Origin of the sequence: Plantactinospora sp. B5E13 (assembly GCF_039871775.1) — a bacterium.
In the GTDB taxonomy this organism is placed as follows: Bacteria; Actinomycetota; Actinomycetes; order Mycobacteriales; family Micromonosporaceae; genus Plantactinospora.
This window is the reverse complement of sequence record NZ_JBDPLT010000012.1, coordinates 152,242-176,928: the sequence shown is the minus strand read 5'-3', so window position 1 is coordinate 176,928 and position 24,687 is coordinate 152,242. Positions and strand designations below refer to the sequence as shown.

Below are 24,687 nucleotides of genomic sequence, written 5' to 3'. Positions count from 1 at the left end.
GTGCTCGACCCGAACGAGCTCTACGAACTCACCGACGACCTGCCCGAGCTGGGGCAACCGGTGCTGATTCAGGCACTTTCCGGCTTCGTCGACGCCGGAAACGCGACCCGGCTCGCCCGGGAACACCTGATGTCGACGCTCGACTGCCGGACGATCGCGACCTTCGACGTCGACCAGCTGCTCGACTACCGCTCCCGGCGCCCCACGATGATCTTCGTGGAAGACCACTGGGAGCACTACGAGGCGCCGAAGCTGGAGCTGCACCTGCTCCGTGACGACGCCGACACGCCGTTCCTGATGCTCTCCGGCCCCGAGCCGGACTTCCAGTGGGAGCGGTTCATCGCGGCGCTGACCGGACTGATCGAGCGGCTCGGCGTCCGGCTCACCGTCGGGCTCAACGCGATCCCGATGGCCGTGCCGCACACCCGTCCGATCGGGGTGACCGCGCACGCCACCCGACCGGAGCTGATCATCGGCTACGAGTCGTGGCTGCAGCGGATCCAGGTGCCGGGCGGCGCCGGCAACCTGCTGGAGTTCCGCCTCGGACAGCAGGGACGGGACGCCATCGGGTTCGCGGTGCACGTACCGCACTACGTGGCGCAGTCCGAATACCCGGGCGCCGCCGAACTGCTGCTGACCTCCGTCTCCCGGGCCACCGGGCTGCTGCTTCCCTCGGAGCCGCTGCGCGAGGCCGCCGAGGCGGTACGCGTCGAGATCGACCAGCAGGTGGCCCAGACCGACGAGGCCGCCTCGCTGGTACGGGCTCTGGAGGAGCAGTACGACGCCTTCACCAGGGGCCGCAGCGGTCCCAACCTGCTCGCCAACCCCGCCGGGCCGCTGCCGACCGCCGACGAACTCGGCGCCGAGCTGGAGCGGTTCCTCGCCGAGCACGGCCGGCCCGGGGAGACGCCGGGCAGCTGAACCGCCGCACCGGCCGGTCCGCCCCGCCCGGGAGTCTGACGGGCGTGGCGGCGGGCCATCCGGCAGGCTGGTGGTATGCGTCTGGCTACCTGGAACGTCAACTCGGTCAAGGCCCGGCTGCCCCGGCTGCTCGGCTGGCTCGCCGACACCCGGCCCGACGTCGTCTGCCTGCAGGAGACGAAGTGCCCGGACGGGTCGTTTCCGGTCGCCGAGGTCGGTGAACTGGGCTACACGGTGGCCAGCCACAGCGACGGCCGCTGGAACGGGGTGGCGATCCTGTCCCGCGTCGGACTGACCGACGTGACCGTGGGTTTCGCCGACGAGCCCGGGTTCCCGGACCCGGAGGCGAGGGCGATCTCGGCGACCTGCGCCGGCGTACGGGTCTGGTCGGTCTACGTGCCGAACGGCCGTACCCCGGACTCGCCGCACTACGAGTACAAGCTGGCCTGGCTGTCGGTGCTGCGCGACGCGCTCGCCGCCGAGGTGCGGACCGGGCGCCCCCTGGCGGTCTGCGGCGACTACAACGTCGCACCGACCGACGCGGACGTCTGGGACGCGTCGCTGTTCGTCGGCTCGACCCACGTGACCCCGCCGGAACGACAGGCCCTGGCCGACCTGCGGGCCCTCGGCCTGGTCGACGTCGTACCGACGCCGATGAAGGGTCCACACCCGTTCACCTACTGGGACTACCGGGCCGGGATGTTCCACCAGAACAAGGGCATGCGGATCGACCTGGTGTACGCCACCGAATCGTTCGCCGGCACGGTCCGCTCGGCGTACGTCGACCGGGAGGCGCGCAAGGGCAAGGGGCCCTCGGACCACGCCCCGATCGTGGTGGACGCCGAACCTGCCGGCGCCTGACCGGCCACAACTCGCGAATAGGGTGGAGTCATGGCAGTTGTGAAGATCAACGCGATCGAGGTGCCACCGGGCGCCGGTCCCGACCTGGAACGACGGTTCGCCGCCCGGCAGGGCGCGGTCGAGAACGCCCCGGGATTCCTGGGCTTCGAGCTGCTCCGGCCGGTGGGCGGCGAGTCCCGGTACTTCGTGTACACGAAGTGGGAGAGCGAGGAGGCGTACCAGGCCTGGGCGGCCGGGCCGGCCCGGGAGGCGCACGCCCGCACCGGGACCGACGGTGCGCGACCGAAGCCCGTCGCCACCGGGGCCACGCTCCTGGAGTTCGAGGTGGTGCAGCAGGCCGGACCGACCGGGTAGGCCGGCCCACACCGGGTCCCCCGCCTCAGCGATCTCGGGAGTCGACCAGCGAGGCGAACACGACGATGTTGTCGGCGTAGCCGGTGCTGCCGCCCACCCACCGTCCACCACAGGTGATCAGGCGCAGCCAGGGACGCTGGTAGTCGCCGTAGACCCGCTCGGCCGGCAGGGCGTCCTTGTCGAAACGCTCGACCGAGTTGACCTCGAAGATCGCCACCGACCGGTCCTGCCGGACCACCTCGATCCGGGCACCCGCCCGGAGCTTGGCCAGATCGTGGAAGACCGACGGTCCGGTACGGGTGTCCGCGTGGCCGACGATGATCGCCGGGCCGAACTGCCCGGGGGTCGGCCCCCGGTCGTACCAGCCAGCCTCGTTGTGCCGGTCCAGATCCGGTACGGCGATCGTCCCGTCCTCGGCCAGCCCGACCCGGTGCACCGGCGCCTCCACCTTGATCGACGGGATCTCCAGGCGCACCGGCCGGCTCGGCTCCAACACCGGGAACTCGTACGGCGGAGCCTTACTGCCGCTGTTGAGCCACCACCACGGCCCGTCCGCCGACCGCCCGAGTCCGGCCCCGGTGGCGAAGACCCCGACCAGGACAAGAATCACCGCGAGCGGGCCGACCGTACTCCGGCGCTGCCGAGCGGCCGGGCCACCCCGGGCGGCCGGATGTCGCAGGTGCGGGGCCGGACGTCGGCCGCCGAGCCTCGGCCGGCGGGCGGTGGACATGCGGGACATCGGACGCGTACTCAGATCCGCCCGGGGGCCGCCGGCCGGCGCCGTCGGCGGAGCGCGACCATGCCGAGCAGCACACCGAGGGCGGTGGCCGCGAGCCCGCCGACGACCAGCAGTTGCCCCGGGTCATCTCCGGCGGTACCGCCGAACCCGGTCGCCGGCCCGCGGTGCGGCCACTGCCCACCATCCGGCCACTGGGCACCGCCCACCACCACGAGCCTGGTCGACGCGTTCCTGCCGTCCGGGCAGCTCAGCCGGACCCGGTAGGTGTCCGCCCGGGTGGTCTTCGGCACGGTCGCCACCGCAGTGAGGAATCCGGCCTGCGGATGCACCGTGACACTGCCGAACGCAGGCGACTCGACCGTCGCCGGCTGGGTGTTGGTCCGGCAACTGGCCTTGATCCCGACCATGTACCCAGCCTCGACCGTGCTCGGGTTCAGCTGGACGAAGACGTCGGCGGCGCGGGCCGGGGCCGCGCCGAGGAGTATCCCGGCGAGCACGACCGATACGACGGACACGACGGCCGACAGTGCGGCCCGGTGTCGACGGCTGAACACGTTCCCCCTTCCCGGCGCCTCGGGCAGGGCCGGACGCGGGGGCCACCGGGCCTGCCGTACGGAGAAATCCTCTCATCTGACGGCGTCCGGCACATCCGGTCGCGGGTTATCGGTCAAGATCGGCTGCGTCGACCGGGCATCGCGTAGGCTCAGGTACCCGTGACCGTCACCAGCCAGGACCAGACCCTCGGGACACCTGCGGAACCCGCCGCCGGGACGTCCCCGGACCGCCGTACCACCGGGACGGTGGCGGACCCCGGGGACGCGGCGACGACCGGTCACCACGCCCAGATCCGCACCTTCCACCCGCGTCGGGGGCGGCTCGGTGTCCGGCAGCACGACGCGCTCGAGCGGCTCTGGCCGACGTACGGGCTGGAGATCCCGCCCGGGCCTCCCCCCGCGCCCACCCCGGTCGACCTGGCCGCGCTCTTCGACCGGCACGCGCCGGTCGTACTGGAGATCGGGTTCGGGATGGGGGACGTCACGGCGGAGATGGCCGCCGCCGACCCGGACCGGGACTACCTCGGCGTCGAGGTACACACCCCGGGCATCGCCAACCTGCTGAGCCTGGTCGAGCGGCGCGGCCTGCGCAATGTCCGGATCGCCCGGGGCGATGCCCTCGACCTGCTCCGGCACCGGATTCCGCCGGACCGGCTCACCGCGATCCACGTCTTCTTCCCCGACCCGTGGCCGAAGGCCCGCCACCACAAGCGTCGACTGATCCAGCCCGCGCACGTCGCACTGCTCCGATCCCGGCTGGCCCCGGGCGGGGTGCTGCACTGCGCCACCGACTGGGCCGAGTACGCCGAGACCATGCTGGCCACGCTGACCGCCGACCCGGAGCTGGTCAACACGTTCCCCGGGTACGCACCACGGCCGGCCCACCGACCGGTCACGAAGTTCGAGCGGCGGGCCACCCGGGTCGACCGGCCCGCCTTCGACCTGATCTTCCGCCGCCGCTGACCGTCCGGGCCGCCACTGACCGTCCGCGCCGACGCCCCGGGAGTGGGACGATGCCAGACGGGGCGGAAGAATTCGGGACGGGGGCGGATTGGCGTTGGCAGAGTCGGCCAGGCACCATGGACCGGCCATGACGCTCACTGACCAGCTGCCGGGCAGCGCCGAACCCGACACCCTCTTCGACGCGTTCGCCGGTTGGGCACAGGAGCGCGGACTCGCCCTCTATCCCCACCAGGAAGAGGCGCTGATCGAGATCGTCTCGGGCGCCAACCTGATCCTGAGCACCCCGACCGGGTCCGGTAAGAGCCTGGTCGCCACCGGGGCCCACTTCGCCGCCCTCGCCGACGACCGGGTGAGCTTCTACACCGCGCCGATCAAGGCGCTGGTGTCGGAGAAGTTCTTCGCGCTCTGCGAGATCTTCGGCGCGAACAACGTCGGCATGCTGACCGGGGACGCCAGCGTCAACGAGGACGCCCCGATCATCTGCTGCACCGCCGAGATCCTGGCCAACATCGCGCTGCGGGACGGCGCCCGGGCCGACGTCGGCCTGGTGATCATGGATGAGTTCCACTTCTACTCCGAGCCGGACCGCGGCTGGGCCTGGCAGGTGCCGCTGATCGAGCTGCCCCAGGCGCAGTTCCTGCTGATGTCCGCCACGCTGGGCGACGTGACCCGGTTCGTCGACGACCTGACCCGACGGACCGGGCGGCCGACCGCGGTGGTGAAGAACGCGGAACGACCGGTGCCGCTGATGTTCTCGTACGCCATGACGCCGTTGCACGAGACGCTGGAGGAGCTGCTCGGCACCAAGCAGGCGCCGATCTACGTGGTGCACTTCACCCAGGCCGCCGCGCTGGAACGGGCCCAGGCGCTGATGAGCGTCAACGTCGCGACCCGGGCCGAGAAGGACATGATCGCCGAGGCGATCGGCAACTTCCGGTTCACCTCCGGGTTCGGCAAGACACTGTCCCGGCTGGTCCGGCACGGCATCGGGGTGCACCACGCCGGGATGCTGCCGAAGTACCGGCGACTCGTCGAGACCCTCGCCCAGGCCGGACTGCTCAAGGTCATCTGCGGCACCGACACCCTCGGCGTCGGGATCAACGTACCGATCCGGACCGTGCTCTTCACCGGACTGTCCAAGTACGACGGGGTGAAGACCCGGCTGCTCAAGGCACGGGAGTTCCACCAGATCGCCGGCCGGGCCGGCCGCGCCGGCTTCGACACCCTCGGCCGGGTGGTGGTGCAGGCGCCGGAGCACGTGATCGAGAACGAGAAGGCCCTGGCGAAGGCGGGCGACGACCCGAAGAAGCGCCGCAAGGTGGTCCGGAAGAAGCCGCCGGAGGGGTCGATCGGCTGGGGCCAGCCCACCTTCGACCGCCTCGTCGAGGCCGAGCCGGAGCCGCTCACCTCCAGTTTCCACGTCAGCCACGCGATGCTGCTCAACGTCATCGCCCGGCCCGGTGACGCGTTCGCCGCGATGCGGCACCTGCTCACCGACAACCACGAGGATCCGGCGGCGCAGCGCCGGCACATCCGACGGGCCATCGCGATCTACCGGGCGCTGCTGGCCGGCGGGGTGGTCGAGCAACTGCCGGAGCCGGACGAGACCGGCCGACGCGTACGCCTCACCGTCGACCTGCAGCTCGACTTCGCGCTCAACCAGCCGCTGTCGCCGTTCGCGCTGGCCGCGATCGAACTGCTGGACGTGGAGTCACCCACCTACGCCCTGGACGTCCTGTCGGTGATCGAGTCCACCCTGGACGATCCCCGGCAGATCCTGTCGGCGCAGCAGTTCAAGGCCCGGGGCGAGGCCGTCGCCGCGATGAAGGCCGAGGGGATCGAGTACGAGGCCCGACTCGAACTGCTCGACGAGGTCACCCACCCGAAGCCGCTGGCCGAGCTGCTGGACGCCGCGTACGAGATGTACCGGCGGGGCCACCCGTGGGTCGCCGACTACGAACTCCGGCCGAAGGCCGTGGTCCGGGACATGTACGAGCGGGCGATGACCTTCACCGAGTACGTCAGCTTCTACGGGCTGTCCCGCTCGGAAGGGCTGGTGCTGCGCTACCTCGCCGACGCGTACCGGACGCTGCGGCAGACCGTCCCCGAGAACGCCAAGACCGAGGAACTCGTCGACCTGATCGAGTGGCTCGGTGAACTGGTCCGCCAGGTCGACTCCAGCCTGATCGACGAGTGGGAGCGGTTGCGCAACCCCACCGAGGGGGCGGCCGAGAAGGTCCTCGACGAGCGTCCCCCGGCGGTCACCGGCAACGTGCGGGCGTTCCGGGTGCTGGTCCGCAACGCACTGTTCCGCCGGGTCGAGTTGGCGGCGCTGCGCCGCTTCGACGAACTCGGCGAACTCGACGGTGCCGACGGTTGGGACGCCGACGCGTGGGCGGACGCGCTGGAGCCGTACTTCGAGGCGTACGACGAGATCGGCACCGGGCCGGCGGCCCGGGGACCGGCGCTGCTGATGATCGACCAGGGCCGGGAACGTTGGACGGTCCGGCAGATCTTCGACGACCCGGACGACGACCACGACTGGGGCATCAGCGCCGAGATCGACCTGGCGGCCTCCGACGCGGCCGGTGCGGCGGTCGTCCGGATCACCGACGTCGGACAGCTCTGACCTCCGGGTCCGGCCCAGGCTGCACCGGGGCGGCGTGACCCGGCGGGCAGGGAACACGGTCGGGCGGACTACGTCGTGTGCCCTCGGGCCGTCGCCTCCGCCGGGATCTACCTGATCGCGGGGCCGGGTAGGCCCGGTGGAAGTCAGTCAGCACACGACACCGGCCGCGGCACCCCCGCGGGCCACCGCGTGCGGTCATCGGTCTTGGCACACCTCAGGTTCGCGTCGGTCAGGTCGGCGCCGCTCAGGTTCGCGCCGCTCAGGTTCGCGCCGGTCAACGTCGCGACCGCATTCGCGACCGCATCCGCGGTTCTCGCGTCGACCCGGCCTTCCAGCTTCGTGCCGTTCAGAAATGCTTGGGTCAGGTTCGCGCCGTTCAGGTTCGCGTAAGCCAGGTTTGCGCGGACCAGATTGATGTCGGAGAGGTCGAGACGGCGGATAGGCAGTGTCTCGTTTCCGATGGTGCCGTCGCGGGTGATATCGCGGCGGCCCAGCACGGTGACGACGGCTTGGATATCGACCGGTGGGTGAGGAGCTGAAGAAGGCGGAGTTGTGCTCCGCTTGGTTGCGGGGGCGTGAACCCGGATGAACGCGGCGAGGATGTCGATGACGGCAGGCTGGTCCACGGCGGAGTCGCGCATGATGCGCTCCAGGGCGTAGATCGCGCCCAGACGCACGTCCACCTTTTCCGCGCCGGGCTGACCGAGCTGCTCCACCGCCTTGGCGAACCGATCGGTGATCTGCCCCTGAGCGGTGAGGCGATGCTGCTCGCGGTTGGCCGCGCTGGTCTCACGGTTGGCCTCATTGGTGATGTACAGGCCGATGGCCACGATCAACACCGACAGGATGCTGCCGATGGCCACCAAACGCTGCCACGGGTCAGGCTTGACGTCGATCGGCCCCACCTCCAGCCGAGCCGCCGCCGGTCGCGAGGAACGAGGCATCCGCAGCCCGTCCGGGTATTGGTCCGCAGCTCTCAAACGCCGCCTCGAAGCGGACACACGTTGGCGGTTTCCAGTACCCGGCTGACCACGAAACGGCATACGTCCATTGAAACCGACCACGACCAATAAAAGAGCCCGCAGTCAGACTCAGGTCCGCCGGTCGTTGGCCCTGCCGGAAACCACGGTGAGGCCTACCCGAGGCGCAGGATGCCGGCGAGCCAGGGTAGCTCTGGCAGGGGATGTCGCGCGAAGAGGATCCCCGCCGAGCGCGCTCTCCGACGGACCGTGCCTCAGGCCAGCCCCATGCCCCGACCGGGACCCCGGCCGCCGCGCGCCGGGATCGGTCCGGGCGATTCGCGGCTACCCCGGACGGTCGCCGGGCGTGCTCGCCACGACGATCCCCCGGGCGTCCCGGGCGCGCTTCTCGTCGTACGGCCGGCCCAGCTCACCCGCCACCTCGATGACCCGGTCGAGCAGCGCCAGCGCCTCGTCGTAGCGACCCGCCAGACGGGCCGTCTCGGCGTGGGCGTGCCGACAGTCGATCTCCAGCTGCACCTCGGTCAACGGCTCCAGCAACTCCAGGGCGCGCCGATGGTGTTCGAGCGCCTCGTCGAGTGATCCGATGACCCGCAGCGCGACACCCAGATGGAGGTGGCACCACGCCTGGTTGTGCGGGAGACGGTTCTCCTCAGCCAGCCGCAACGCCTCGTGCAGCGTCCGCAACGACGTCGCCGGATCCTCCGCCGCCAGGGCGAGACCGAGGATCCCCAGTCCGGTGATCTGCCCGGGTCCGTCGGCCAGGGCGGCGGAGGCCCGGGCGAGTTCGACGGCTTCGTCGCGCCGCCCGAGGTGCAGGGTCACCCATCCGTCGAAGGCCAGCGCCTGGGCCTGTCCGGCCCGGCTCCCGATCTTCTCGAACAGCTCGCGTGCCCGCCGGAAGTGCAGCTGCGCCGCTTCGAGTTCGCCGCGGTCCCGACGTACGAAGCCGATGCGCAACGCCAGCCCGGCCGCGACGTCGTCGTCCGGGTTGGACTGCTCGGCCAGTTGGTAGGCGGCGAGCGCCTCGGTGAGGCGTCCGGCGGCGGCCCGGGCGAAGCCGAGGTCGGCGAGCAGCATGGCCCGCTGCCGGTCGCGGCCGAGACGCCCTGCGGCGGCCGCGGCGGCGTCGAGCAGCCGCGCCTGGTCGTCGGTCCCCCGGTGCCGGAAGAACCACACCCGCATGGCCTGCGGCAGTTCGGCCACCACCTCGTCCACACCGAGCCGCACCGCGGCGTCGAGACAGGCGACCAGGTTGACGTACTCGAGGTCGAACCAGGCCATGGCCTGCGCCGGATCGCCCGGTGCCGGTTCCCGGCGGTACGGCGAGGGCAGCGTCCGCTCGTGGGCGACCGCCTGCGCCAAGTAGTGGTTCAGGACCCGGCGCAGGGCGGCCTCGCCCTGCGGCTCCTCGGCGGCGGCGAGGTCCGCCGCGTACCGCCGGATCAGGTCGTGCATCCGGTACCGCCCGGGCGAGGGCTCCTGGACCAGGTGGACGTCGACAAGTTCCTCCAGCACCGCGGCGACCCGCTCGGGCGGCAGGTCGGCGACCGCGCCCGCCACCGCCGGGTCGAAATCCGCGCCCGGCAGCACGCCGAGCAGCCGGAACACCCGACGCTGACCCGGGTCCAGCTGGTGCAGCGACATGCCGAACACGGAGTCGAATCGGCTGGGGCTGGTGCGCAGCCGGTCGGCCAGCACCGCCACGGTCCAGCCTGGACGGTGGCGGAGCCGCGCCCCCGCCATCCGCAGCGCCAGCGGAAGCCCGCCACACTCGCGCAGCACCTGGTCGACCGCCTCCTCCCCACTGAGCGCGACGCCGGCCGCCTGACCGAACAGGCGGGCCGCGTCGGCTTCGGCGAGTGGCTCCAGGGACACCGGCGGCACCGTGTCCAGGTCGACCAACCGGTGGCGGCTGGTGACCAGGACCGCGGACTTCCCCGCGCCGGGAAGCAGCGGGCGCACCTGTTCCGCGTCGACGGCGTTGTCGAGCACCACAAGCACCCGTCGCCGGGACAGCTCGGACCGCCAGAGCGCACCGCGTTCGGCGGTGCCGGCCGGCGGGTGTGTGACGCCCAACGCGTCCAGCAGCCGCCCCAACCCGACATGCGGCTCCACCGGCTCGTGGCCCGGGGTGAAGCCGTGCAGATCGAGGTAGAGCCCGCCGTCCGGGTAGCTCGGGGCGAGCCGGTGCGCCACGTGCACAGCCAGGCTGGTCTTGCCGACGCCCGCCATGCCGTCGATCGCCACCGCGCCGGCGGTGCCCAGCAGTTCCTCGACCAGACCGGCTTCCGCCGCCCGGCCGGTGAAGTCGAACAGGTCGGCCGGCAGGTCGTTGCGGCGCGGCGCGGGGACCGGGCCGGCCTTGGCCGCCTCGCCCCACACCGCGCGCAGCGGTCGAGGGTCACGGCCCACGGCACGGCACAACGCCACGACCGCCTCCCACGGTGGTACGAGTTGACCGGTCAGATACCGGGAGAGCGAAGAACTGCTCAGGCCCGCCTCACGGGCAAGGGCACGCAGGCTGAGCCCGCTCAGCTCCTTCAGCCGGGCGAGCTGAGCCACCAGTTGCTCCTGGGGGCTGGACACCCGCACCACCGTACCCGTCCCGTCCCGTACCACCGAACCGGATCAGCCGCGCGTTTGCGCTGGTCAGCCCGATTCACCGTGTCCCACGGTGTCCCACGGACCGCGCGGGTGCCACCGCTTCGATGATCCGATGTTCTCCGTCAGCGACGCACACGACAGAGGAGAAACGATGCGGACCGAGCGCATGCCGAACCCGGCGATGCTGGTGCCCGAGGCGATGCCGGCCCTGATGGCACTCAACAGCGCCATCACGGCCACCGGGGTGGACGGCAGGGTGCTGGCGCTGAGCCACCTGCGCGCCAGCCAGATCAACGGCTGCGGCCCGTGCGTGGCCGGCGGCGCCCAGCAGGCGCGTCGGCACGGCGCGACCGACGACCAGGTGCACGCCGTCGCCGCGTGGCGGGACACGCCCTGGTTCAGCGACGAGGAACGCGCGGCGCTGGCCCTGACCGAGGCCGTCACCCGCCTCGCCGACCAGGCGGACCCGGTGCCGGACCAGGTGTGGGACGTGGCCGCCACGTACTTCGACCAGAAGGAGCTGGCCGCGCTGCTGCTCAACATCGCGATGACCAACGCCTTCAACCGGCTCAACGCGCCGACCCGCCAGCAGGCGGGCAACTGGTGACCTGGTTCTGACAAGCGTCGAGGAAACCGGACAACCCGCCAGCGACAAACGGGATCCGTCCAGGACGAAACAACCGGCAATCCCCACGAACAAGCCCTGACCGAGAGGAACACTGCCATGTCGACCACGACGAAGACGACCACCACCGCCAAGACCGGCAAGCACGACGGTTTCACCGACGAGGAGCGCGCCGCGATGAAGGAGCGCGCCAAGGAACTGAAGACCAGGCCCCGGCGGGGCGCCACGGCCGACACGGAGCAGGAGGTGCTCGCGAAGATCGCCGAGATGTCCGACTCCGACCGTCTGCTCGCCGAGCGGCTGCACGCCGTGATCAAGGCCAACGCGCCGGCGCTCAAGCCGAAGCTGTGGTACGGGATGCCGGCCTACGCCCGGGACGGCAAGGTGGTCTGCTTCTTCCAGGGCGCGGCGAAGTTCAAGACACGGTACGCGACGCTCGGTTTCAGCGACGTGGCACACCTCGACGAGGGTGCGATGTGGCCGGCCTCGTACGCCCTGACCGAACTGACCGCCGACGACGAGGCGAGGATCGGCGCGCTCGTCAGGCGGGCGGTGAACTGAGCCACGGGCGGTGAACTGAACCCTGGGCGGTGAACTGAGCCGCAGGCGCTGCGCCAGCGGGATGTCAGACAGGGCCACGTCGACATCCCGCTGGCGCAGCCGCGTGGTTGACGGTCCGACGGTGGGGTGACGTCGGCGGTCGGGGTCACCGGTCCAGGATGATCCAGTAGCGCCGTACCCGGCCGTTCGGGGTGTCGCGGATGCCGTCGAGGACGCCGCCGTTACGTTCGATGGTGCGGGCGGAGGCGACGTTGTCCGCGAGGCAGGGGACGAGGACGCGGTCCAGCCCGAGGGCGGCGCGGGCCTCCTTGAGCATCTCGCCCAGCGCCCAGCTCGCCAGGCCCCGGTGGCGCGCGGACGGGCGTACGCCGTAACCGATCTGACCGATGTTGTCGTCGTACCAGTGCCGCAGGGCGATGCCCCCGAGTACCTGGCCGTCCTCGACGATCCAGCGGGGTGAGGCGTGTCTTTCGGCCGGGCAGGGGGTTCCGGCCGGATGGGTCAGTCGGAGCCGCTGCCGCACCCAGGTGGCGAAGCCTTCGGGCGAGTCCACGTCGTCGTCGGTCCCGAGGCCGAAGCCGTCCTCGTGGAGCCCGGGCCCCCAGTCGTCCCGGCACTCCAGAAAGGCGGCATGCAGGTGGGTGGTCGGCAGGATCAGTTCAGGCATGCGGCCACGGTATTGCGGGGCCGACCACCGGACGAGTCACCGCTTCCTCACGTCGACCAGGCTCAGATGCCGATCCGGCGCCACGGGGCCGCATCCGTTCAGGAGAGTACCCGGGCGGTCCGTGAGGCGCGCTCTGTCGACGTCAGCACCCCACGAGGGATGGTCCAGGGGTGGGAGAGCCGGACTGACGGCTGGCAATACCTGTGATTCGGGTCACGTGCCGCCCCAAAGCCGCCGTCGGCGCGCAATGGCCGGGGTCCGGCGGCCGGGCGGCGTAGCCGATCGACTCGTCATCGAGGCCCGGGGCCGCTTACGCGGCGCCCGGCACGGCGCGGGTTATCCGGTTGCCCGCCCCGCCGGCGCCGCATACGGTCCCGGCCATGCTCCTCCGGAACGAAGGCGTCCACGACCACCAGACGGTGCGCGCGATCCACCGACGCGCCTTCGGCGGCGAACACGGCGAGTCTGTGGCGGATCTGGTGGATGCCCTACGTCGCGACGATCCGACCGTCGCATCGTTCGTGGCGGAGGACGCCGACAGGGTCGTGGGGCACGTCATGTTCAGCCGATGCCTGCTCGACGCGCCCCGACAACTTGTCGAGGTCGCGTCTCTGAGTCCGCTCGCCGTCGCCCCGGAGTGGCAGCACCGGGGGGTCGGTTCCGCACTGGTCCGCCATGGGTTGCAGGCACTCGACGATCGCGGGGTGCCGCTGGTGTTCCTGGAGGGAGACCCGCGGTACTACTCCCGCCTTGGCTTCGCTCCCGCAGGCGAACGCGGCTTCCGTAAGCCTTCGCTGCGCGTCCCCGACGAGGCCTTCCAGGTGGTCACGCTGACCGCGTACGAGCCGTGGATGACGGGGACTTTTGTCTATTCGGACGCCTTCTGGAGGCACGACTGCGTCGGTCTCCGTGACGAGAACGCCCGCTGACCTTGACGTTGGCGCCGGGCGCCACCGGGGCCGCTTCGAGATCATCGAGGTCGCGTCGTAGGCCGGTTTCACGCGTCTGCGCGGGAAGCCCGTCGAGGGCGTTCGGGATCAGGGCGGTGCGCCGGCCGTCGGCGGACCGTGGCATGCCGGCCGCCTTGCCCAAATCATCTTAGTCATTAAGATATTCACATGGGCATATCGACTGACTTCTCCGTGGCAATCGCCGGTGCCGGCCTCTCCGGCCTCTGCCTCGCCCAGTACCTGATGCGCGCCGGCGTCGACGTGCACGTCTACGAGCGGGACCCGGGCCCCTTCGTCCGGCGGCAGGGCTACCGGATCATTCTCGACCGGTACGGGCTGAAGGCGCTGCGCGAGAGCCTGCCCCGCTCGCTGTACCACCTGGCGCTGACCACCGGCGACGAGCCCGGCGGGCGCCTGCGCTTCACCGACAGCCGGCTCCGGGACGCATTCACCATCACCTTCAAGGACGAGCCGCACGCGACCCGTCAGGTCGACCGGCTGACCCTGCGGTCGATCCTGCAGTACGGGCTGGACGGGCGCATCCACTACGGCAAGAACGCCGTCGCGGTGGACAGCGGCGGCCCGGCCGGGCTGCGGCTGCGGTTCTCCGACGGCGGGGCCGCCGCGGCAACCGTCGTCGTGGGCGCGGACGGCGTCGGCTCGGCGCTACGCGCGCAGCTCATGCCGGACGCGGAACCGGCGAACACCCCGATGGCGGGCGTCTACGGCCGGTCGCCCCTGCGGCCGGGCGGCGCGAGCGTCATCCCGGACGCGCTGCGTACCAGCGGGGTCCTGGCCATCGCCAACCAGCCGGGCCGCGCCTTCTTCTTCACCTCCATGCGGTTCGGCGAAAGCCCGCGGGAGGCGTTCGCACGCCTGGCCCCGGGCAGCTATGCGCCCACCGGCGACGACTACGTCATGTGGGGACTGCTGCTCCGACAGGAGGAGGTGCCCACCGGCGTCCGCGGGGACCTGTTGGCGCTGCGGAACCTGGCCGTCCGGATGAGTGCGGACTTCCATCCGCTCATCCGGCGGCTGGTCGACACGGCCGAGCTGGACGCCACGGTCCTCAACCTCTTCGCCACCGGCCGGCGCCCGCGCCGGTGGGCGGTACCCCGGGCGACGATGATGGGCGACGCCGTGCACGTCATGCCGCCGTTCGGCGCTCACGGCGGCAACACCGCGCTCCGCGACGCCGCCCTGCTCGGCAACAGGCTCGTCGAGGCCCGGGCGAACGGCACGCCGGTGGAGGAGGCGATCGCCAGCTACCAGGACGAGATGGTGCCCTACGCCTTCGGTGCCGTCGACACCGCCGCCGGACTGATGCGCCGCCTCACCGGGGGCGCGGCCGCACCACACTGGGTGCTGACCCGCGTGTTACCTCGGCTGCACCGGGTCACCGTACCGGAGGCATGATTGCGGCATGTCCCACGAGCCGGCCCGTACGTCCGCGATCGCCGACCTGATGCGCGCCGGGCGGGAGATGTCACGGCTGTCCATGGTGTTCCGGTACGCCATCGCGGAGCGGCTGGGCCTCACGGTGAGCGACCTGGAGTGCCTGGACTACCTGGCGGACGTCGAATCCGCCACCGCGGGGCAGGTCGCCGAGCGGACCAACCTCACCACCGGGGCGGTGACCAGCATGCTCCGCCGACTCCAGCAGGCCGGCTACGTGACGGCCGAGCGCGATCCGGCGGACCGGCGGCGGGTGATCGTCACCCTGCGGCCGGAGCGGGTCGCCGAGTTGGAGCGACCGTACGAGCGGTTCGCCGAGCGGACGGGACGGCTCATCGAGGGCTACAGCGTCGAGGAGATCATGCTGCTGGCCCGCCACTATGACCGCATGCAGGCGATGTACCTCGCCGAGCTGGACCGCCTCCGCAGCGGCGACACCGCGCAGCTGTCCGCCTGAGGTGCCGTCGCGCGACTGACCGCGCTCCCGGTGCCCACCGGATGCCGCCAGGTTCGCCGTCGGTGGGGGTGAATGCGGCTGCCGCGTCGCGGCACCCAGGCCAGGAATGCGGGGTCCTTCTCGGCCAACGACGAGAAGTTTCGCCGGCCAGGACGTGATCACGATTGACGGTGACGTGCCGACGTGGGCCGGGCCGGCACCCACCCTCGTCATCCCGGTCGACCTTAAGCCTGAGCGCCCGGAACAACCTTGGAAACGGCGCCGCGGCCCGGCCCACCGGTCCGCGGTGTCGCGTCCGTTCCAAGGTTGCGGATGATCAAGACGCTGACCAGCGGCTCGCAAGGTAGGTCCGGACGGTGCGAGATGCGATCGTCCGGAACTATCTTGCGGTTTCCTGGCTCAGCTGGCTCAGGGCCGATGGTCCCCACCCGGTCGGGTCGTCGCCGGGCGGCACCATCGCCAGGGCCTGCCAGAGCAGGACGATGTTCAACCAGCCCGCCTCGGCTGGGGTCAGCGGTCGCTCGGACTGGTAGCCGGTAAGGAACTCTGTGCGAACTTCGGCCGACACCGGCCCCCAGTTGTGGTAGCGGGTGCCGAGCAGGACCGCCGCGCGGGCCAGCTCGACGATTCGGTGATCATGCTGGGCCTCCTCGAAGTCGAGGATCGCGGCGACCCCGCCGCAAGCCCACAAGATGTTGGCGGACCGGATATCGAAATGGACGAGCTGGCGGGGAAGTCGGTCGGGCGGCGCGCTGGCGACCAGCCCGCGCAGCGTGTCACGAGCAGCCATCGGCAGATGGTCGGCGCGGGAGTCGAGCCAGTCGGTGACCCGGACCGTCAACGGCTTGGACGAGACGGCGGGGGCGAGAAACTGATCGGCGTCCGGGTATGCGGCCAGCGCGTCCTGCAATTGGGCGAATATGACTCCGGCCGCCCGCACCTGGTTGAGATCGGCGGTGTCGAGGAGGTCGCCCACGATCTCGCGCTGCAGACCCATCGAGACACGGTCGACCTCGACCTGAAGGCGGCCGTCTCGTGCGGGGACCGGCACTGAGACCGGCAGCCCTCGGCCGTGGAGCCAGCTCGTGAGACGCGCCGTCTCCATCAGACGCGGAAAACGGTCGAGGACTACCGACCATTTCGCGAGCAGTCGGCCGGACGGCGTGCCGACCCAAGCTAGCGCGTTGCCGCCGCTCATGACGATCCGCTCGCAGGAGTCGATGCGAACGCCCCAGTGCTTGTCCAGCATCGCGGCAACCCAGCGGCTGGCCGACTCTGAATCGCTGAAGCCGAACCGTTCGTCGAGCGCGTGGCGAGGGTCGTGCGGCTCCCACAGCATCTCCAACATCGGCGCCTGCGATTCGATCACGCGTCGTATCCCATCACAGGACCGCCGGACGCCGCTCGCCCCGGATCCGCGCCCGACGCTGCTCACCTCACCGGCAACGGGCCGCAGCGTCGACTCAGCCTTGCCCGGCCCCTGCCTCGATCGGGGACGGCCTGCCGGCCCGCAACCCCAGCAGACCCTCAAGTTCACGAGCCACCGACTGGCAGCGGCGGTAGTCGTTGCGAGGCCACACGGTCGGGCCGTCCTGACGCACCAGTGTCGCCACCAGATGAACGTGATCATCGGCGTGGTGCACCGCTACCCACCGCGCCGACGCCCGATCACCAGCCGGCGCCAGCCCGACCCCCGTCGGCGAACGCGACGGCGATCTGCGCCCACTGCTGGTCCGGCAGCAGCGGATCGTCGCGGTGATTGTGGATCGAGCAATGCCACACAGGCTTGTCCGGCGGGTTGTTGGCAGCGAGGACCGGCTGTTCCAGGAGCGTGGCAACCCGGGCGACCAAGAGACTGCCACCGGCCGTCGGCGGCTGAAGCTCGGCAACCCCGCCGATCGCTGCGGTCTCCCACGCGGCGACCAGCCGCTGGTCGTGATGCTCGCCGTTCTCACCCGGGCCAAACAAGTAGCGCAACACCTCGCGGACACTCGCGCTGCGCGGCCGCACCCGCGGAATCACGCCGAGACCCGTCTCAGCAGGCCATGCAGCCGCTCAGCGACCCCGTCAAGGCGCTCGACTACCTCCCGCAGCGACCCGTCGGAGCCGCCTGCGATCGACCGCGCCGCGCTGACCAGCGCAGCCCGAACGGCGAACACCTCCCGCTGCACCCGTGCCAGCTCGGCCCGCGTGGCTCTGGCGGCGCCGCCCTGGGCATCCGCCCGGGCCGCCGCGACCGCTACCTCTTCCGCGTACCCGGTCGGAGTCAAACCCGCCCGGCGGGCCGCCGCAGAGACTTCACGCATCTCCTCGTCCGCCAGCCGGACGTTCAGGCAGTTCAACCGCCCGGCAGGCATCCGCGCCCGGTTCCAGGTCACCGGCACCACCGCCCGGGAGCCCGTCGGAGAATCGACGCTCATACCCACGGCATCCTGCTCTCCATTGACGCCCTGTTCCGGCGACCAACTCGGCGCGTACGGGTGACTCGCAACCTGTTCCGGACGGCTCGCAAGATCACTCGCAGACTTCCCCGGACACTCGCAGGGTTCAGACGGACGCGACAGCAGCAACCTGGGATCAGGGTGGGCGCAGCGGCGAAAATCGATTAGAATGTGTGTACTAAAACGGCTTCTGAACTGGGAGGACAGCCGTGCAGACGTCCGCCTCCACCGCTCCCACCCCCACCCCCGCGCCGCTGCCGTACGCCACCCTGCTCGCCTTCACCCGCTACGTCGACCGGACCGGGCCGGCCAAGGCGACCTTCGTCGGCGGGCTGCGCAAGCAGCGGGCGAGCAGGTCCGGCTTCAACCCGCACGGCCAGCTGGTCAAGGCCCTCAAGGCGGACATCGCCTTCCGCACCGGTGGCCGGCACCTGTCGGAGATCGCCGGCACCGTCAAGCCACGCTGGCGTCCGCTCTACGAGGCACTGGTGCCCGGCGCGGTGAGCTACCTGCACTCGCTCGGCGACCTGTCGACGGTGCAGCTCGCCCAGACCCACGACGCCCTCGGCATGATCGGCGACCTGCCGGTGAAGATCAATCCACATCTCGGCCTGCGTCACGACGACGGCCGGCGGGAGGCCGTCCGACTGCACTTCGACGAGCAGCCACCGAGCCAGGAGGCGCTGCTCGCCACCCTGCACCTGATGGGTCGCCAGATGGCGCAGGTGCTGCCCGGTGCCGAGCCGGTGCTGGTCGACGTACGTCGGGGGGTGGTGCACCGGCCCGACCCGGCGGTCCGGGGCGACCAGGTCGAGCGTTGGCTGGCCGGTGAGGCCGCGGCGTTCACCGCCATCTGGTCCACCGCCGCCTGACACGATCGCGCACGACCGCATCCCGGGGACCGCGCCACGTCGGCGCGGTCCCCGTCCAGCTGAGTGGCGGGGCCCGTCCGCCTGAGCAGCGGCGTGAGCTGGTTATCCACAGGGGTCCCCCGGACGCGTCCCGCTTCCCCCACCCTGTACGGCATGCCCCGAGCAGCCCGACGTCCGCCGCGCCTACGTGGCACGGTCTTCCGTGGTTCCCAGGCCATCGCCGACGGTTTGTTGACCAGGAATGAACTCCGCAGCTCCACCTGGCGTCCGCTCTTCCGGGACATCTACGCGGACGCGGACCTGCCCGTCTCGCACCGCACCCGATGCGCCCTCGTCGCACGTTGGTTGATCCCGGAGGGCGCGGCCATCGCCGGACGCTCGGCCGCCTGCCTCTACGGTGCCACCAACCTGGACGAGCAGGCTCCGGTCGAGGTCGTCGTGCCGGCCGGAACCCGGTTCGGCCCGGTCGCCGGGCTGCGGATCCACACCACCACGCTGACCGACCAGGATGTCCGTCGTCGCGACGGCGTTCCGCTGACGACGGCACACCGCACCTGTTGGGATCTGGCCCGGTGGCTCGATCCGGTCGAAGCGGTAACCATGATCGACCAATTCCTCGCCCGCCGGATCGTCACCGCGCCAGGGCTGCGGGACTACGCGCTCGCCCGGGCCGGTGACCGAGGCTGGCGCCTTGCGCTGCGCGCCGTCGACCTCGCCGATCCGGGCGCGGAGTCACCGCAGGAGTCCCGGCTCCGGGTCCGGCTCGTGCTGGCCGGTCTCCCCCGCCCCGAGACCCAGTACGTCGTCTCCGATCGTGGCCGCTTCGTGGCCCGACTCGACCTGGCCTGGCCCGAGGTGAAGGTGGCCGTCGAGTACGACGGCCTCTGGCACAGCGATCCCCGACAGTTCCACCTCGATCGCCGCCGACTCAACCGGCTCCTCGGCAACAACTGGATCGTGCTGCACGTGACCGCCCAGCGCCTCCGGGACGACTTCGACGGATTTGTCGCGGAACTACAGGCGCGCTCCACCGACGCGGCCAAGATCACACTACTTCCGGGAAATAGTGGTCTCGATTCGTGCCGGTAGCCACTGTTTCCCTGAAGTTGCGCGATCTCGATGAGGCTGCGCGATCTCGATGAGGCTGCGCGATTTTGCTGGCGTCGGCGGCGGGCGAACGCCGGTCCGGCGAGCCGACGGCTGGCAGGCTGGGGAGATGGCGGTCGACATCGTCTACGAGACACCCGGGGCGACCACCGACGACGAGGCCGGAATCGCCGGTGGCTGGCTGCCCGGGCAGCTCTCGGAACGCGGCCGCCAGGACGCCCGCGAGCTGGGCGAACGTCGTCGGACCGACGGGCTGAACGCGATCTTCTGCTCCGACCTGCCGCAGGTGGTGGAAACCGTGGAGATCGCTTTCCCGCTGCGCGAGCTTCCGGTGCACTTCGACACCCGGCTGCGGGAGTGCGACCACGGCCGGTTCAACGGCGCCCCGGTTGCCGAGATCGCCGAACTGCGGCTCCGACACCTCGACGAGCCGTTCCCGCACGGACAGAGCTACCGGCAGGTGGTCGAACAGTTCGCCGGTTTCCTCCGGGACATCTCCGCCGCCTGGAACGGCACCCGGGTGCTGGTCGTGGCGCACGCCAGCAACCGGTGGGCGCTGGAGCACCTGCTCAACGGCCGGGACCTCGCCGAACTGCTCACCGCCCCCGACGGGTGGCGGCCGGGCTGGTCGTACCGGCTGCCGTCCGACTGGTCACGGCGGGATTTCCAACCGGCCCGGAAGCAGCCGGGGCGTCCGGCCCGGGGTGACCGGTAACTCGCGGGCGGCGGGCACCCGGGCCTGCCTATTCTTGGCGACGACATGCAGACTCCATCGCCCGCCCCAGTCGTACCCGCCCCCGCCGACCTCGCACACCTGCGGGCCCGGCTACCGGAGCTGATCTTCCGCGACCAGCGTCGGATCCAACGCCGGATCGACGGCCTGGCCAAGGTCCGCGACCCGCAGCGCCGCCAGGCCGGGCTCACCGAGATCGCCGCCGAGCTGACCCGTGCCGAGGAGCGGCTGGCCCGCCGGCTGGCGGCGGTGCCGGTGATCACGTACCCGGCCGGCCTGCCGGTGAGCGAGAAGAAGGACGACCTGCTGGCCGCGATCCGGGACCACCAGGTGGTGATCGTGGCCGGCGAGACCGGTTCCGGGAAGACCACCCAGCTGCCCAAGATCTGTCTTGAGCTGGGCCGGGGCGTCCGCGGGCTGATCGGGCACACCCAGCCCCGACGGCTGGCGGCCCGGACCGTCGCCGACCGGATCGCCGAGGAACTCGGCACCGAGCTGGGTGGCGTGGTCGGCTACAAGGTCCGCTTCACCGACCAGGTCAGCGACGACACGCTGGTCAAGCTGATGACCGACGGCATCCTGCTCGCCGAACTGCAGCACGACCGGATGCTCCGGCAGTACGACACGCTGATCATCGACGAGGCCCACGAGCGGAGCCTCAACATCGACTTCATCCTCGGATACCTGAAACAGCTCCTTCCCCGCCGCCCCGACCTGAAGGTGATCATCACCTCGGCGACCATCGACCCGGAACGCTTCGCCCGGCACTTCGCGCAGCCGGCCGACACCCCCGGTGGTGAGCCCCGGCCGGCGCCGGTGCTGGAGGTCTCCGGTCGGACGTATCCGGTGGAGGTCCGGTACCGGCCGCTGATCGAGGTGACCGAGGCCGAGGAGGACGGTGACGAGGACGGGGAGAACGTCCGGGACCAGATCCAGGCGATCGGCGACGCGGTGCAGGAACTCGCCGCCGAGGGGCCCGGCGACGTTCTCGTCTTCCTCAGCGGCGAGCGGGAGATCCGGGACACCGCCGACGCGCTCAACCGGCTGGTGCAGAACCGGCCCGCGCTGCGGGACACCGAGATCCTGCCGCTCTACGCCCGGCTCTCCACCGCCGAACAGCACCGGGTGTTCCAGCCGCACCGGGGCCGACGGGTCGTCCTGGCCACCAACGTCGCCGAAACCTCACTGACGGTCCCCGGCATCAAGTACGTCGTCGACCCCGGCACCGCCCGGATCTCCCGGTACAGCCACCGGTTGAAGGTGCAGCGGCTGCCGATCGAGGCGATCTCCCAGGCGTCGGCGAACCAGCGCAAGGGCCGGTGCGGGCGTACCTCGGCCGGTATCTGCATCCGGCTCTACGACGAGCAGGACTTCCTCGGCCGGCCCGAGTTCACCGACCCGGAGATCCTGCGTACCAACCTCGCCTCGGTCATCCTGCAGATGACCGCGATCGGGCTCGGTGACATCGCCGCCTTCCCGTTCATCGACCCGCCGGACCGGCGCAACATCGCCGACGGGGTCAACCTGCTGCAGGAGCTGGGCGCGCTGGAGGCGGCGTCGGCGGCCGACCCGGACCGTCGACTCACCCCGCTGGGGCGGCGGCTCGCCCAGCTGCCGGTCGACCCACGCCTGGCCCGGATGGTGCTGGAGGGCGAACGCAACGGCTGCGCCGACGAGGTGGCGGTGATCGCGGGCGCGCTCTCCATCCAGGATCCCCGGGAGCGACCGGCCGACAAGCAGGCCCAGGCCGACCAGGCGCACGCCCGGTTCGTGGACAAGGAGTCGGACTTCGCGGCGCTACTCAACCTCTGGCGCTATCTGCAGGAGCAGCAGCGGGCCCTGTCGTCCAGCGCGTTCCGTCGGATGTGCAAGGCCGAGTACCTCAACTACCTGCGGGTCCGAGAGTGGCAGGACATCTACAGCCAGCTCCGTCAGGTGCTGCGGACAATGTCCGACGGCGCGACCGGCCGGCCCGGCAGTGGCCGACGCGGCGAGCGCGGGCCCCGGGGCGAGCAGGCGACGCAGACCGAGCCGGCGACGCAGACCGAGCCGGCGACGCAGACCGAGCGGGGCGGCCGGGCCACGCGCGTCGCGCAGACCGCGGGTACGGCGGACAGCCCGACGGACGACATCGACACCGAGCGGATCCACCAGTCCCTGCTGGCCGGGCTGCTCTCCCACGTCGGGCTCCGGGACAGCCAGAAGAACGACTACCTCGGCGCCCGGGGAGCCCGGTTCGCGCTCTTCCCGGGTTCGGCGCTGTTCCGCAAGCCGCCGCGCTGGGTGATGGCCGCCGAACTGGTCGAGACGTCCCGGCTCTGGGGCCGGGTCGCCGCCCGGGTCGAGCCGGAGTGGGTCGAGGCGCTCGCCCAGCACCTGGTGAAACGCAGCTACAGCGAGCCGCACTGGGAGAAGAAACAGGCGGCGGTGCTGGCGTACGAGAAGGTGACCCTGTACGGCATCCCGCTGGTCACCGGCCGGAAGGTCAACTTCGGTCGGATCGACCCGACGCTGAGCCGGGACCTGTTCATCCGGCACGCGCTGGTCGAGGGTGACTGGCAGACCCACCACCGGTTCTTCGCGGACAACCGGAAGCTGCTCGAGGAGATCGAGGAGCTGGAGCACCGGGCCCGGCGCCGGGACATCCTGGTCGACGACGAGACGGTGTACGCCTTCTACGACGCCCGGATCCCCGCCGAGGTGGTCTCCGGCCGGCACTTCGACGCCTGGTGGAAGCGGACCCGTCGGGACCAGCCGGACCTGCTCACCTTCGACCGGGAGATGCTGGTCAACGAGGGCCGGGGCGGGGTCGACCCGGCGGACTACCCGGACGAGTGGCACTCCGACGGGGTGACGCTGCCGTTGACGTACCGGTTCGAGCCGGGGACCAACACGGACGGGGTGACGGTCGACATCCCGCTGCCGGTGCTGAACCGGGTGGACGCGGAGAGCTTCGACTGGCAGGTGCCGGGGCTGCGTGAGGAGTTGGTGATCGCGCTGATCCGGTCGCTGCCGAAGGCCGTACGCCGGAACTTTGTCCCGGCGCCGGACTATGCGCGGGCGGTGCTGGCCGCGATCACGCCGGGGCGGGAGCCGCTGCTCGACGCGGTGACCCACCAGCTGCGCCGGCTGACCGGGGTGACCGTGCCCCGGGAGGCGTGGGACCTGGCGAAGCTGCCGGCCCACCTGCGGCCCACCTACCGGGTGATCGACGACGACGGCGAGCGGACGGTCGCCGAGGGCAAGGACCTGCCGGCGCTGCAACGCCAGCTCACCACCCAGGTACGTCGGATGGTGGCCGCCGCCGCGCCGGAGGTGGAACGGACCGGGCTGCGGGAGTGGAGCATCGGCACCCTGCCCCGCTCGATCGAACAGGTCCGGGGCGGCTACCTGGTGACGGCGTATCCGGCGCTGGCCGACGAGGGCGAGAGCGTGGCGGTCCGGGTCTTCGAGACCGAGGCCGAGCAGCAGGTGCAGATGTGGGCCGGCACCCGACGGCTGCTCCGGCTCGGCCTCGGCTCGCCGGCGAAGTTCCTGCAGGGCCGGCTGAGCAACGAGGCCAAACTGGCGCTGAGCCGCAACCCGCACCGCACCGTGCAGGACCTGCTGGAGGATGCCGCCGACGCCGCGGTCGACAAGCTGGTCGCCGACGCCGGCGGACCGGCCTGGGACGCCGAGGGCTTCACGGCCCTGCGGGACCGGGTACGGGCCGACCTGATCGACACCACCTTCGCGGTGGTCGACCGGGTACGTCGGGTGCTGGCCACCGCGTACGCGGTCGAGCAGCGGCTGGGCCGGACCAACAGCCTGGCCCTGGTGTCCGCACTCGCCGACATCCGGGCCCAGCTCTCCGCCCTGGTGCACCGGGGTTTTGTCACCCAGACCGGGTACGCCCGCCTCGCCGACCTGCCGCGTTACCTCACCGCCATCGAGCGCCGCCTCGACCGGTTGCCGCAGAACCCGGGGCGGGACCGGGAGCAGCAGGCCCGGATAGCCCAGGTCCAGAAGGAGTACCAGGAGATGCTGGCCGCCCTCCCCCCGGCCCGCCGGAACGAGGAGGCGGTCCGGGAGATCCGCTGGATGATCGAGGAACTGCGGGTCAACGTCTTCGCCCAGGCGCTCGGTACGCCGTACCCGATCTCGGAGCAGCGGATCTACCGGGCGATGGACCTGGCCGAGGGCCGCTGACCCGCACCACCCGCGCGGGTCCG

The 24,687-nt window shown here is 71.3% G+C and carries 22 protein-coding genes; 14 read left to right on the top strand and 8 right to left on the bottom strand.

Annotation, left to right across the window (positions count from 1 at the left end; genetic code table 11):
* The 3 genes from ABGB05_RS14140 to ABGB05_RS14130 all read left to right on the top strand — a co-directional run bounded on the left by ABGB05_RS14140 (position 1) and on the right by ABGB05_RS14130 (position 2,136).
* On the top strand, positions 1–921 hold the full coding sequence (locus ABGB05_RS14140) for a PAC2 family protein (RefSeq protein ID WP_347653729.1): 921 nt from the start codon (positions 1–3) through the stop codon (positions 919–921).
* A gap of 75 nt (positions 922–996) precedes the next feature.
* Positions 997–1,782, top strand: coding sequence for an exodeoxyribonuclease III (locus ABGB05_RS14135; RefSeq protein ID WP_347653728.1), 786 nt, complete (start codon positions 997–999; stop codon positions 1,780–1,782).
* Between the two features lie 30 nt (positions 1,783–1,812).
* Positions 1,813–2,136 (top strand): antibiotic biosynthesis monooxygenase, encoded by a 324-nt coding sequence (locus ABGB05_RS14130; protein ID WP_347653727.1) that lies wholly within the window; start codon positions 1,813–1,815, stop codon positions 2,134–2,136.
* A gap of 25 nt (positions 2,137–2,161) precedes the next feature.
* Here the strand turns inward: ABGB05_RS14130 and ABGB05_RS14125 are convergent, their stop codons facing one another.
* A complete protein-coding gene (locus tag ABGB05_RS14125) occupies positions 2,162–2,866 on the bottom strand; it encodes a class F sortase (protein ID WP_347653726.1) in 705 nt (234 codons plus the stop codon).
* A 20-nt stretch (positions 2,867–2,886) separates the two neighbouring features.
* A complete protein-coding gene (locus tag ABGB05_RS14120; RefSeq protein WP_347653725.1) occupies positions 2,887–3,390 on the bottom strand; it encodes a hypothetical protein in 504 nt (167 codons plus the stop codon).
* A gap of 285 nt (positions 3,391–3,675) precedes the next feature.
* Here ABGB05_RS14120 and trmB point away from each other — a divergent pair, with 285 nt between their 5' ends.
* Positions 3,676–4,392, top strand: a complete 717-nt coding sequence (gene trmB / locus ABGB05_RS14115; protein WP_347653754.1) for a tRNA (guanosine(46)-N7)-methyltransferase TrmB — start codon at positions 3,676–3,678, stop codon at positions 4,390–4,392.
* Between the two features lie 127 nt (positions 4,393–4,519).
* Entirely contained in the window at positions 4,520–7,021 is a 2,502-nt protein-coding gene (locus ABGB05_RS14110; protein WP_347653724.1) for a DUF3516 domain-containing protein, read from the top strand.
* Between the two features lie 143 nt (positions 7,022–7,164).
* On the opposite strand, the gene ABGB05_RS14105 is transcribed toward ABGB05_RS14110, so the two are convergent.
* The gene (locus ABGB05_RS14105) at positions 7,165–7,926 is read right to left on the bottom strand and encodes a pentapeptide repeat-containing protein (protein WP_347653723.1); all 762 of its coding nucleotides are present in this window, start codon (positions 7,924–7,926) and stop codon (positions 7,165–7,167) included.
* Between the two features lie 399 nt (positions 7,927–8,325).
* Entirely contained in the window at positions 8,326–10,590 is a 2,265-nt protein-coding gene (locus tag ABGB05_RS14100) for a helix-turn-helix domain-containing protein (protein WP_347653722.1), read from the bottom strand.
* Between the two features lie 169 nt (positions 10,591–10,759).
* On the opposite strand from ABGB05_RS14100, the gene ABGB05_RS14095 reads away from it, so the two are divergent.
* Positions 10,760–11,215 (top strand): carboxymuconolactone decarboxylase family protein, encoded by a 456-nt coding sequence (locus tag ABGB05_RS14095; RefSeq protein ID WP_347653721.1) that lies wholly within the window; start codon positions 10,760–10,762, stop codon positions 11,213–11,215.
* 117 nt (positions 11,216–11,332) lie between these two features.
* Positions 11,333–11,794 (top strand): DUF1801 domain-containing protein, encoded by a 462-nt coding sequence (locus ABGB05_RS14090; protein ID WP_347653720.1) that lies wholly within the window; start codon positions 11,333–11,335, stop codon positions 11,792–11,794.
* A gap of 145 nt (positions 11,795–11,939) precedes the next feature.
* On the opposite strand, the gene ABGB05_RS14085 is transcribed toward ABGB05_RS14090, so the two are convergent.
* Positions 11,940–12,461 (bottom strand): GNAT family N-acetyltransferase, encoded by a 522-nt coding sequence (locus ABGB05_RS14085; protein WP_347653719.1) that lies wholly within the window; start codon positions 12,459–12,461, stop codon positions 11,940–11,942.
* Positions 12,462–12,841: 380 nt separating this feature from the next.
* Between ABGB05_RS14085 and ABGB05_RS14080 the strand changes: the two genes are divergently transcribed.
* From ABGB05_RS14080 to ABGB05_RS14070, 3 genes are all read left to right on the top strand, one after another.
* The gene (locus ABGB05_RS14080; protein WP_347653718.1) at positions 12,842–13,390 is read left to right on the top strand and encodes an N-acetyltransferase; all 549 of its coding nucleotides are present in this window, start codon (positions 12,842–12,844) and stop codon (positions 13,388–13,390) included.
* A gap of 189 nt (positions 13,391–13,579) precedes the next feature.
* Positions 13,580–14,827: an FAD-dependent monooxygenase gene (locus ABGB05_RS14075; RefSeq protein WP_347653717.1), complete on the top strand. Its 1,248-nt coding sequence runs from the start codon at positions 13,580–13,582 to the stop codon at positions 14,825–14,827.
* A gap of 7 nt (positions 14,828–14,834) precedes the next feature.
* Positions 14,835–15,323 (top strand): MarR family transcriptional regulator, encoded by a 489-nt coding sequence (locus ABGB05_RS14070; protein WP_347653716.1) that lies wholly within the window; start codon positions 14,835–14,837, stop codon positions 15,321–15,323.
* A gap of 379 nt (positions 15,324–15,702) precedes the next feature.
* Here ABGB05_RS14070 and ABGB05_RS14065 read toward each other — a convergent pair whose 3' ends face one another.
* The 3 genes from ABGB05_RS14065 to ABGB05_RS14055 all read right to left on the bottom strand — a co-directional run bounded on the left by ABGB05_RS14065 (position 15,703) and on the right by ABGB05_RS14055 (position 17,743).
* Positions 15,703–16,692, bottom strand: a complete 990-nt coding sequence (locus ABGB05_RS14065; RefSeq protein WP_347653715.1) for a phosphotransferase — start codon at positions 16,690–16,692, stop codon at positions 15,703–15,705.
* A 299-nt stretch (positions 16,693–16,991) separates the two neighbouring features.
* Positions 16,992–17,303 (bottom strand): hypothetical protein, encoded by a 312-nt coding sequence (locus ABGB05_RS14060; protein ID WP_347653714.1) that lies wholly within the window; start codon positions 17,301–17,303, stop codon positions 16,992–16,994.
* A 38-nt stretch (positions 17,304–17,341) separates the two neighbouring features.
* The gene (locus ABGB05_RS14055; RefSeq protein WP_347653753.1) at positions 17,342–17,743 is read right to left on the bottom strand and encodes a hypothetical protein; all 402 of its coding nucleotides are present in this window, start codon (positions 17,741–17,743) and stop codon (positions 17,342–17,344) included.
* A gap of 230 nt (positions 17,744–17,973) precedes the next feature.
* Here ABGB05_RS14055 and ABGB05_RS14050 point away from each other — a divergent pair, with 230 nt between their 5' ends.
* From ABGB05_RS14050 to hrpA, 4 genes are all read left to right on the top strand, one after another.
* Positions 17,974–18,636, top strand: coding sequence for a hypothetical protein (locus ABGB05_RS14050; protein WP_347653713.1), 663 nt, complete (start codon positions 17,974–17,976; stop codon positions 18,634–18,636).
* Between the two features lie 153 nt (positions 18,637–18,789).
* Positions 18,790–19,725, top strand: a complete 936-nt coding sequence (locus ABGB05_RS14045; protein ID WP_347653712.1) for a hypothetical protein — start codon at positions 18,790–18,792, stop codon at positions 19,723–19,725.
* Between the two features lie 127 nt (positions 19,726–19,852).
* Complete coding sequence (locus tag ABGB05_RS14040; protein ID WP_347653711.1) at positions 19,853–20,458, top strand: histidine phosphatase family protein; 606 nt, start codon at positions 19,853–19,855, stop codon at positions 20,456–20,458.
* Positions 20,459–20,503: 45 nt separating this feature from the next.
* A complete protein-coding gene (hrpA, locus tag ABGB05_RS14035; protein ID WP_347653710.1) occupies positions 20,504–24,664 on the top strand; it encodes an ATP-dependent RNA helicase HrpA in 4,161 nt (1,386 codons plus the stop codon).
* Positions 24,665–24,687: the final 23 nt, after the last annotated feature.